The 10174-nt window shown below is 73.1% G+C and carries 7 protein-coding genes and 1 pseudogene; 6 read left to right on the top strand and 2 right to left on the bottom strand.

Features of this window, described 5'->3' with window-relative positions; translation table 11 throughout:
- The 3 genes and pseudogenes from ABWK99_RS09315 to ABWK99_RS09325 form a co-directional block, all read left to right on the top strand.
- A pseudogene (locus tag ABWK99_RS09315) lies at window positions 1–592 on the top strand (NAD(P)/FAD-dependent oxidoreductase); the annotation flags it as partial.
- Between the two features lie 161 nt (window positions 593–753).
- Entirely contained in the window at window positions 754–3240 is a 2487-nt protein-coding gene (locus ABWK99_RS09320) for a circularly permuted type 2 ATP-grasp protein (RefSeq protein ID WP_372594421.1), read from the top strand.
- Window positions 3237–4199 carry a transglutaminase N-terminal domain-containing protein gene (locus ABWK99_RS09325; protein WP_372594422.1) on the top strand — a complete coding sequence of 321 codons (963 nt, stop codon included), beginning with the start codon at window positions 3237–3239 and terminating at the stop codon, window positions 4197–4199. The genes ABWK99_RS09320 and ABWK99_RS09325 overlap by 4 nt, the downstream gene beginning before the upstream one ends.
- Before the next feature lie 623 nt (window positions 4200–4822).
- On the opposite strand, the gene ABWK99_RS09330 is transcribed toward ABWK99_RS09325, so the two are convergent.
- Entirely contained in the window at window positions 4823–5341 is a 519-nt protein-coding gene (locus ABWK99_RS09330) for a DinB family protein (RefSeq protein ID WP_372594423.1), read from the bottom strand.
- Window positions 5342–5456: 115 nt separating this feature from the next.
- Here ABWK99_RS09330 and ABWK99_RS09335 point away from each other — a divergent pair, with 115 nt between their 5' ends.
- Together ABWK99_RS09335 and pip are read left to right on the top strand one after the other, a co-directional pair.
- A complete protein-coding gene (locus tag ABWK99_RS09335; RefSeq protein ID WP_372594424.1) occupies window positions 5457–6092 on the top strand; it encodes a TetR/AcrR family transcriptional regulator in 636 nt (211 codons plus the stop codon).
- A gap of 53 nt (window positions 6093–6145) precedes the next feature.
- Window positions 6146–7102, top strand: coding sequence for a prolyl aminopeptidase (gene pip, locus ABWK99_RS09340; RefSeq protein WP_372594425.1), 957 nt, complete (start codon window positions 6146–6148; stop codon window positions 7100–7102).
- Between the two features lie 18 nt (window positions 7103–7120).
- On the opposite strand, the gene ABWK99_RS09345 is transcribed toward pip, so the two are convergent.
- Window positions 7121–9070: an NHL domain-containing thioredoxin family protein gene (locus ABWK99_RS09345; protein ID WP_372594426.1), complete on the bottom strand. Its 1950-nt coding sequence runs from the start codon at window positions 9068–9070 to the stop codon at window positions 7121–7123.
- A 158-nt stretch (window positions 9071–9228) separates the two neighbouring features.
- Here ABWK99_RS09345 and ABWK99_RS09350 point away from each other — a divergent pair, with 158 nt between their 5' ends.
- Window positions 9229–10047, top strand: a complete 819-nt coding sequence (locus ABWK99_RS09350; protein ID WP_372594427.1) for a DUF4397 domain-containing protein — start codon at window positions 9229–9231, stop codon at window positions 10045–10047.
- The last annotated feature ends 127 nt before the right edge of the window (window positions 10048–10174 follow it).

The raw sequence follows: 10174 nt of genomic DNA on the forward strand, positions 1-10174 counted from the left end.
GGCCGCCGGGGTGACCGCGACCTCGTCGAGCATCCCGGTGGACGCCCACCAGCGCAGCGACGTCCCGCACATCTTCGTGGCGGGGGACGCCGACGGGGACGCCCAGCTGGTCCAGGCCGGTGAGGCCGACGGGCACGTGGCCGCCACCAACGCCGTGCTGGGGACCCGGACGGGGACCTGGGTCGTCACCGACCACTCGGTGCTCCCGGCAGGCGGCTTCACCGACCCGGACTACGGCCAGGTGGGGCTCACCGAGGAGCAGGCCCTCGCCGAGCACCCCGACGCGCTCGTCGCGAGCGTCCCGTACGCGCATGTGGAGCGGGCCGTGATCGACCTGCGCACCGACGGGTTCCTCAAGCTCATCGCCACGGCGGACAACTCGCAGCTGCTGGGAGCGCACGCCGTGGGCGAGGAGGCGCTGGAGGTCATCCAGGCCGTCGCCGTGGCGATGAAGACCGGGGCGGACGTCGCCACGCTCGCAGCCACGCGCTTCGCCTACCCGACCTACACCTCGATCATCGGGCTGGTCGCGGCCGAGCTCCTGCGGGCGGGCACGGCTCGGGAGACGAGTCGGCGCATCGAGGTGGGCTGAGCCGAGACCCTCCCACGCGTCGCGAGCGCCGGGGAGCTGCACGCCGGTACCGTTCCACCACCACAGGCGACGGCACGACGAGGGCGGAGGGCACCGTGAGCGATGTGCTCTCCTCGCCACGTCCGCGCGCGGATGCCGGGGGGCCGGCGGACGGTGCCGCGGTGACCGACCGCGTCGCCGGCGACGACTGGTCGTGGCTGCCGGAGGGCACGCCGGCCCCGGACGCCGTCGCCCTCACCGCCGCACGCCGCCAGACGGCGACCCTCCTCGACGATCGTGGCGTCACCTACGGGACCGATGCACCCGGCGGCCGGTCCCGCGACTGGCGGCTCGACCCCGTACCCGTCGTCATCGACGAAGCCGAGTGGTCGGCGCTGGAACGCGCCATCGCGCAACGTGCTGCCCTGCTCGACGCGATCATCGCCGACCTCTACGGGCCGCGCACCCTGCTGGCCGACGGCGTCATCCCCCCAGAGGTCGTCCTGGCCCATCCCGCCTTCCTGCGCGCGGTCGACCGTCTCACCACACCGGGCCCGCACGGACTGGTGCTCACCGCGACGGATCTCTCGCGTGACCCCTCCGGCGCCTGGCGGGCTGTCGCCGATCGCACCCAGGCACCCTCCGGCGCGGGCTACGCGATGGTCGACCGTCGGGTCATCGCGCAGTCCATGGCCCGCGTGTACCGGCAGACCTCGATTCGGCGGATCGGCCCGTTCTTCCACGCCCTGCGCCGGGCGCTCGACGCCGCGGCACCCGCGGGGGTCCGCCGCCCGCAGGCCGTGCTGCTCACCGCGGGCCCGTGGTCCGAGACGGCCTTCGACCAGGCCTACCTCGCCTCGATGCTCGGCATCCCCCTGGTCGAGGGCAGCGATCTCGAGGTCCGCGAGGGCCGGGTCTGGCTCCAGGGCCTGGAGGGCTCCGAGCAGGTCGACGTGATCCTGCGCCGGGTGGACTCCGAGTGGTGCGACCCCCTGGACCTGCGGGCCGACTCCCGGCTCGGCGTACCGGGCCTGGTCCGTGCCGTGCGCGCCGGGACGGTCGCCGTCGTCAACCCGCTCGGCAGCGGGGTGCTGGAGCACCCGGCTCTCGGCGCGTACCTCCCGCGTGCGGCGCGCGTCGTCCTCGGGGAGGACCTCGCCCTGGCCTCCCCCGAGACCTGGTGGTGCGGCGACGCGGCCGCTCGCTCCCACGCACTGGCGCACCTGGACGAGCTGGTCCTCAAGCACACGACAGCCGCTCAGGAGCGCGCCGTCCTCGGGTGGACGCTGGACACCGCCTCGCGTGAGTCGCTCGCGGCCCAGATCCTCGCCGACCCTCTGCACTGGACGGCCCAGGAACGGGTCGACGACGCCACCAGCGGTGCGGACGGCGGACGTCCCGCCGTGCTGCGCACCTTCGCCGTCGGGCAGGACGAGGGCTACCAGGTCATGGCAGGGGGGCTCGCGCTGGTGGCCCCCAGCCGGCAGCGGGTCGTGTCGAGCTCGCTCGGTGCCATCGCCAAGGACGTCTGGGTGATCGCCGCCGAGGCCGAGGCGAGCCACGACCCGTGGCTGCTCACGGCCGCAGACGAGCCGCTGCCCCGCCAGCTCGTGGCCGTCTCCCCGCGCACGGCGGAGAACCTCTTCTGGCTCGGCCGCTACGCCGAACGCTCGGGGGACGTCGTCCGCCTGCTGCGGGCCACCGTCGACCGCTGGTACGACCACGCCCGACGTCCGGCGAGCCCCGGCGGCCGTGCGCTCGGCGTCCTGCTGGAGTCGCTCGACGCCCGGGAACCGGCGAGCTGGGCCAGGAGCGGGGCGACGCCCGCCACGACGGGGCGGGCCGCCGGGCAGGACGGCACCCCGGAGCAGGAGAGCACCCAACGGCACCTGCGCAGCCTGCTCCTCGACCCGGACGCGCCCGGGACGGTCGCCTGGTCCGTGCGCCGCATGTCCGAGGCCGCTGCCGCCGCCCGCGACCAGATGTCCAACGACATGTGGCTCCCGCTGGCCAGCATGGAGCGCGCCCTGGAGGAGGAGGCCGCGCTGGAGCGCGCCCCCGGGTCCACGACGGGGCTGCTGCCGGTGCTCGACCGCCTCCTCGAGGCGCTCCTCGCCGTGGCCGGGATCGAGTCCGAGGGCATGGTGCGCGATATCGGCTGGCACCTGCAGGACGCGGGCCGCCGCGTGGAACGATCGCTCTACGTCGTCGAGTCCCTCAGCGCCACCATGGTCACCGCGCAGCCGGAGAACGTCGACGCGTACCTCCTGGAGTCGGTGCTCATCGCGCACGAGTCCTCGATCACCTACCGCCGCCGGCACTCCGCACGACCCGACCCGGCCCACGTCCTGGACCTCCTGCTGAGCGACACGAGCAACCCGCGATCGCTCGCCTTCCAGGTCGACCGGCTGCGGGAGGACCTCGCAAAGGTGCCCTCGCGCCTGTCGACCGACGCCCGGGACCGCCTGGTGGCCGACATCGCGGAGATCGTCGCCGAGCTCGACGTGCGATCGGCCGCGGCGGTCCTCGACGGCCGCCGCGAGCGGCTCGCCGAGCTCCTCGAGTCCGTGCGCTGGCGCTTGCGGTCGGTGGCGGACGAGATCGCCGTCGCGCACTTCGTGCACCCGACGACCAGCCGGGCCCTTGCCGACTCCTGGGGTCTGACATGAGCCGCACCTACGACCTCGTCCATCGCACGCGGTACTCCTACGACGAGCCGGTGACCGGTTCCTACGGCCGGGCCGTCCTGGTCCCCCGCGACCAGCCGGGCCAGCAGCGCCATGCGGTCGAGGTGACGATCGATCCCCTGCCGGCGGACAGCGCCGAGCACGTGGACTACTTCGGCAACACCTCGACCTACTTCGCCGTCACCACCCCGCACACCGAGCTCACCGTCACGGCCCGGTCCCGGCTGACGGTCGACCGCGTGCAGGCGGACCTCGCGAGGCTGCCGCGGGCCGCCTGGAGCGACGTCGGGCGGGCCGTACGCCCGGGTGGGACCTTGGAGACGAACGGAGGGGCACACCTCGGCGCGCCGCCGTCGAGCGACCCGACGGACGGCATCGGCCTGGTGGCGCTGCGCGAGGCCCTGCTGCCCTCCCGGCACGTGCAGCTCTCCCCGGAGGTCCGGGCGTGGGCCGAGCCGTCCTTCGAGGCGGGTCGTCCGCTCGCCGAGGTCCTCGCCGACCTGGCCCACCGGATCCGCACCGAGCTGACGTACAAGTCCGGTTCGACGACGGTGCACACGACGCAGGTGGAGCTGCTCGCCCAGCGGATGGGCGTGTGCCAGGACTTCGCGCACCTGATGATCGCCGCTCTGAGGATGCACGGTGTCCCTGCGCGCTACGTCAGCGGGTACATCGAGACGGTCCCAGCGCCGGGCAAGGAGAAGCTGCGCGGGGCGGACGCCTCGCACGCCTGGGTCTCGGCCTGGGTGCCCGGTGCCGGGTGGGTCGACATCGACCCGACCAACGACGCCTTCGTCGACGAGCGCTACGTCGTGCTCGGCTGGGGACGGGACTACTCCGACGTGCCACCCCTGCGCGGGGTCATCTTCACCGAGGGCTCCGGGTCGCGGCTGACCGTCTCGGTGGACCTGGTGCCGTCCGGGGCCGAGCCCTTCGCCTGAGCCGCGTGTCGGTCCCCCGCTCGTCACGCTCGAACGCCTACCGTGGGGCACAGCAAAGGCCCCTCGGAGTAAGCGTCCGAGGGGCCTTGCTGTGATCTCCGGCCATCGAGTCGGGTCTCCCCGGTACGTCGGCCCCGCTCTGGCGATGCGGTGGACCCGTCGCCCGACGGCAAGCCGCGAGCTCGTGGTCCAGCAACCACACCCGGCCGGTCCGTACATCCCTCTGCGGCGCCATCCGCAGGTCTCACGGGTTTCCCCGGAGACGCCCTCCGGGTCTCCCCGTCGAGCAGGTCTGCCGTTCTCCGATCGAGCCCGGTAAGGAGATCCCCACCGCCGGGACTCCGGGGCCGACGATCAGGTCTCCCCGTCCGTCGTCCTCAGGTGCTCCAGCAGCTGATCATCCGGGTCTCCCCGTCCGATCCGGCGATCCGTCCTTGCCGATGACCTAGTTCTAGACCCGCCCGGGAGGGGCCCGCAACCGGTTCTGAGCAGCAGTTTTATCCCCAGAGTTACTCCCAGGTCCGTCCACAGGCCGACCTGCGCAAACGCGCTCGGCGCACAGGCCTGTGCACAAAGAAAGTGCACAACGTCGGCATGGGTGGAGGGGCTGTCGGCCGGTCGGGCTACCCCTGGACGTCGTGCAGGTGGTGCACGACGTCATGCGCGAAGTAGCGGCCGATGCTGTCGACGGTGAAGTGCGAGCCGTTGCTGCGCAGGCCCGTCCGCTCCCAGGCGTCGGCCGGCACCTCGGCGAAGGTCACCGCGAGCGCGGCGGCGGCGAGCGTGAGCTCGTCAGCGACAGTCGCCGGGGACTGCTCGGCGTACCGCTCCGCGACGGCGGTCGCGTCCTGGTCCCAGTTCGCGAAGGTCGGCGCGTCCTGGTCGAGCATGAGCACCACACGCTCGGCGAAGATCCGCAGGACGTCGCGCACATGGCAGGCGTACTCCAGTGGCGACCACACCGTCGGCTCCGGACGCTGCGTCACGTCCTCGCGCGAGAGGACCGTGCGCCACCGGGCGGCCCAGCCGCCGATCGCTCCGGGCAGGTCCCGTCGTTCGAGGTCGCCGGCCCGGAAACCACACTCGGGACAGGGCCGCTCGAGCACCCAGGTCCAGTCCTTCTCGTCCGGTGTGATGGTCATGGCCCGGACCCTAACGGGTGCACCGAGCCAGGGGCGGAGATGGCTCGTGCCGAGCGCCGGAGCGGGGCGAGCGGCCCGAGGCCCTGCCCCGTTCGGCAGGTGCGACAATAAACCCGTGCCGAAGATCATCGGGGGCTCGCTGTCGGAGCACCGGGAGCAGACCAGGACGCGACTGTTCGCCGCCTTGGAGTCGCTCATGCTCGAACGCGGGTTCGACGCCATCACGCTCGCCGACATCGCGTCGCGGGCGGGGGTCGGACGTACCGCGCTCTACAACCACTTCAAGGACAAGGAAGACCTCCTCCTCGCCCACATGGCGCACGAGACAGGTGCCTACGTCGCCTCCCTCGAGGCCGCCCTGCGAGGGATCGACGACCCGGTCGAGCAGATGCGGACCTATGTCCGCCGCCAGGCCGACCTCAAGCGCACCTACCGCGTCGCGCCGGGACCCGACCTCCGGTCGGTCGTCTCCCCGCAGACCCAGGTCAAGCTGCGCGAGCACGCGATGCTCGTCGGCGCGGTCCTCCGGCGGATCCTCGAGGCGGGGATCGCGAAGGGGGTCTTCGCCGACCAGCCGCTCGGCCCGACGGTGCAGCTGGTCAACGCCTGCCTGTCGACCCTCGCCCCGACGGGCACGAGCTCCGCCGAGACGGTCGCCGCCACCGAGGGCTTCGTGCTCCGCGCGATCGGCGCACGCACGTCCGAGCCCAGCCGTGCGGCGGCCGACGGCAGGATGCCCGTGTCGCTCTGACCGCCCGACACCTCGGCGGCCCCGCTGAGGGCCGCGGAGTAGGGTCGCGGTTCGTGCGCACCCTCTACCCCGAGATCGAACCGTACGCGTCGGGGATGCTGGCCGTCGGTGACGGCCAGTCCGTCCACTGGGAGACCTCCGGCAACCCGGACGGCAAGCCGGTCGTGTTCCTGCACGGCGGGCCCGGTGGTGGCACCAGCCCCGCGCACCGCCGGCTCTTCGACCCGGAGCGCTACCGGATCGTCCTGCTCGACCAGCGCATGTGCGGACGGTCGACCCCGCACGCCTCGGCCCCGGACGCCGACCTCTCGGCGAACACGACGTGGCACCTGGTGGCCGACCTCGAGCGCCTGCGCGTGCACCTCGGCATCGAGCGCTGGCAGGTGTTCGGCGGGTCCTGGGGCTCGACCCTTGCTCTCGCCTACGCCGAGACCCACCCCGAGCGGGTCACCGAGCTCGTGCTGCGCGGCATCTTCACGCTGCGCAGGAGCGAGCTCGACTGGTACTACGAGGGCGGGGCGGCCGCACTGTTCCCCGACCTGTGGGAGGACTTCGTCGCGCCCATCGCCCCCGCCGAGCGCGGATCGATGATGCAGGCCTACCACCGCGCCCTGACGAACCCGGACCCTGCGGTGCACCTGCCGGCCGGGGTGGCGTGGACCACCTGGGAGGCGTCGACCGTCACCCTGCGTCCCCGACCCGAGCTGGTCACCCAGATGCGGGAGCCCGCGCACGCGCTCGCCTTCGCCCGGATCGAGAACCACTACTTCGTCAACGGCGGGTGGATGGCCGACGGGGAGCTCATCGCCAACGCGTCGATGCTGGCCCAGATCCCGACGGTGATCGTGCAGGGCCGGTACGACGTGTGCACCCCTGCCGTCACGGCATGGGACCTGCACCGCGCCCTGCCGAGCGCGGAGCTCGTCATCGTGCCGGACGCGGGGCACGCCTACGACGAACCCGGCACCCTCGACGCGTTGATCAGGACCACCGACCGCTTCGCGCGCTGACCTCCGCCCCTCGCGCCCTCAGCCGCGCAGTGGGAGCGTGAGCACCGCGGGCCCGCCCTCGACGACGCGCACCGGCACGCCCCAGTCCTGCTGGTTGAGGTGACAGGCCGGGTACTCGATCGACGGGTCGTCGTCGCACGACGCCGCCTGCGCGGTGACGTGCAGGACTCCCTCCGCCACCGCCGGGTTGATGCGGAGCAGGCGGTCGAGCGGGACGTCGTCCCCGGCGCCGTCGAGGAGCAGCTCCGGTGGGCTCGCGGAGACCTGCAGACGCGTCGACGGCCCGTAGCGGTCGTCGTACTTCTGCCCGGTCGCCGGGGTGAAGACCACGTCGAGGTGCACCTCGCCCGCGCCGATCGGGGAGACCGGGCGCTTGGTGCGGTGCGCACCCGCGTCGAGGATCTCGCCGGCCAGCCGCGCCGGGAGACGCAAGCGGGTGAGCCGGTGCGCGGCGGACTCGACGACGAGCAGGTCGATCGAGCCGTCGTCCCGCACGTCGACGAGCAGCCCCGAGGGCTCCGCGAGGTCGCGGGCGAGGGTCGTGACCTCGCCGGGGCCCGTGCCGTCGGCCGACGGCGCCCACCGGCGTACGGCGCGGTTGTACGTGTCGGCGATCGCCACCGATCCGTCGGGGAGCATCGCCACCCCCAGCGGGTGCTGGAGCAGCGCGGAGTCCGCCGGTCCGTCGCGCAGGCCGAAGTCGAAGAGCCCCTGGCCCACGGCGGTGCCCACGGTGAGCTCCGGCGAGCGCACGTCGAGCCAACGCAGAGCGGAGACCTCGGAGTCGGCCAGCCAGACGCGGCCGTCCTCGCCGACGGCGAGCCCGGAGGTCTGGGCCAACCAGGCCCGATCCGCTGGGCCGTCGGCAAGACCCTCGTTCATCGTCCCGGCGATCCGCCTCAGGGAGTCCTCGACGGGGTCGAAGGCCCACAGCGTGTGGTTCCCTGCCATCGCCACGACGAAGGCCTCGAGGTCCGGCGACCAGACGACGTCCCACGGCGAGGAGAGCTTGACCCGACGCGGAGCCGGCAGGTCGGGGGCCTGCTCGGCGGGGACCTCGTTGTCGGCCGCCCCGACCATGAACTGCTGACCCGTCCCTGCGACCGTCGTCACGCGGCCGTCCCCGAGCCGCACGCCCCGCAGCAGGTGGTTGACCGTGTCCGCGACGAGGACGTCGTAGCCGAGCCGTGACCGCAGCTCCTCCGGCACCAGGCACAGCCCGTTCGGTTCGCAGAAGGACGCCTCCTGCGGGCCGCCGTCGGTCACTCCGCGCTCGCCCGAGCCGATCCGACGCAGGAGCTCCTCACCGTCCGGCGCGAGCTCGACGAGGGAGTGGTGGCCGGCGTCCGAGACGAGCAGCGTGCCGGGGGTGCCCTCGGGCGAGCCCTCCGGCGCCGGGAGCCGGATGACCTTGGCCGGGAAGCGCAGGGTGGTCGACTCGGGCACGGGCGGGACGTAGGGACCCTCACCTGCGCCGAGCGGGCGCAGCGTCCCCTTCGCGCGGTGCTCGGCGACGAGCTCGCGGACCAGCACCTCGAGGTTGTGGGCATGACCCTCGCCGGCCATGTGAGCGACGATGTAGCCCTCCGGGTCGATCACGACGAGCGTCGGCCAGGCCCGCGCCGAGTAGGCCGACCAGGTGGTCAGCTCCGGGTCGTCGAGGACCGGGTGGTGCACCTCGTAACGGTCGACCGCCGCCTCGAGGGCGATCGGATCGGCCTCGTGCAGGAACTTGGGCGAGTGCACCCCGATGATCACGAGGACGTCGCGATGCGCAGCCTCGAGCTCGCGCAGCTCGTCGAGCACGTGCAGGCAGTTGACGCAGCAGAAGGTCCAGAAGTCGAGGACCACGATCGAGCCGCGGAGATCGGCGAGGTCGAGCGCACGGCCGCCCGTGTTCAACCAGCCCCTGCCGACCAGCGCGGAGGCGCGGACACGGGGGAGGCGCGGGAGCGAGGTCTCGGTCACACGGCTAGTGAACACGACGAGAGCGCCCTGTGGTGAGTCCCTCCCGACGACCTCTGGAGAAGAAGTTCGCGGATCGTGCATCCAGATCGGCCACCCCGGCGGTAGAGGGGGTGTCAGCACACGACGAGCCCCCCAGGGGCCGTACCCAGGAGGAACCCATGCGTACTCGACTTCTCGCCGGCAGCGCCGCCGGTCTCGCCCTCGTGTTCGCCGGTGCCATGCCGGCCTCCGCCGCCGACGGCGACGCGGAGCTCTCCGTCCTGCACGGCGTCCCCGGCCTCACCGTGGACGTGTGGGTCAACGGTGAGCGCACCCTCGACGACTTCGAGCCCGGCGACCTCGCCGGCCCGCTCATGCTCGCCCCTGGCACCTACACCGTCGCGATCACCGCCGCGGACGCCGCGGACGACAGCGCCCCGGCCATCGGCCCCGTCGACCTGCCGCTCACGGCGGACATGAGCTACACGGCCGTGGCCCACCTCGACGCCGACGGCGCCCCCACCGCCTCGCTCTTCACGAACGACATCTCCACGACCGACGCGGGTGAGGGTCGACTCACCGTCCGCCACGTCGCGGCTGCTCCTGCCGTCGACATCCTCGCCGGCGGCTCCGCAGTGATCACCGGGCTGGAGAACCCCGACGAGTCGGTCCTCGACCTCGCTGCGGGCACCATCTCCGCCGCAGTCGCCGCGACCGGTTCGACCGACCCGGTGATCGGGCCGGCCGACGTGACCGTGTCCGAGGGCGTGAACACGATCGTCTACGCCTGGGGCAGCCTGAGCGACGACAACCTGGCGCTCGCCGTCCAGACCATCGAGGGCCTGCACTCTGCTCCGGCAGGGGTCCCCTCCGGTGAGCTGGGTCTCGCCGACCAGTCCGGCACCTCCACCGGCTGGCTGCTCGCCGGCACGCTCCTGCTCGCCGCCGGCGGTGTCGCACTGGTGACCCGCCGTCGGGTCCAGTCGGTCCGCGACTGACCGCCCCCGTGCGGCGCCCGTCCTCCGCGGCGTCGCACCGGCCCGGCGGCCCTGAACGATCTCCCCCTGGATCGCGACGGGTCGCCGGCGTCCGGACCGGTGGGCCGTGAGGGACTCCTGACCCTCA

It is taken from the genome of Actinotalea sp. (assembly GCF_041597215.1).
In the GTDB taxonomy this organism is placed as follows: Bacteria; Actinomycetota; Actinomycetes; order Actinomycetales; family Cellulomonadaceae; genus Actinotalea.

Coding starts and splice junctions, on each gene's coding strand:
- ABWK99_RS09325 (WP_372594422.1), top strand. CDS start 3,237: ATGAGCCGCACCTACGACCTCGTCCATCGCACGCGGTACTCCTACGAC.
- ABWK99_RS09330 (WP_372594423.1), bottom strand. CDS start 5,341: ATGACCATCACACCGGACGAGAAGGACTGGACCTGGGTGCTCGAGCGG.
- ABWK99_RS09350 (WP_372594427.1), top strand. CDS start 9,229: ATGCGTACTCGACTTCTCGCCGGCAGCGCCGCCGGTCTCGCCCTCGTG.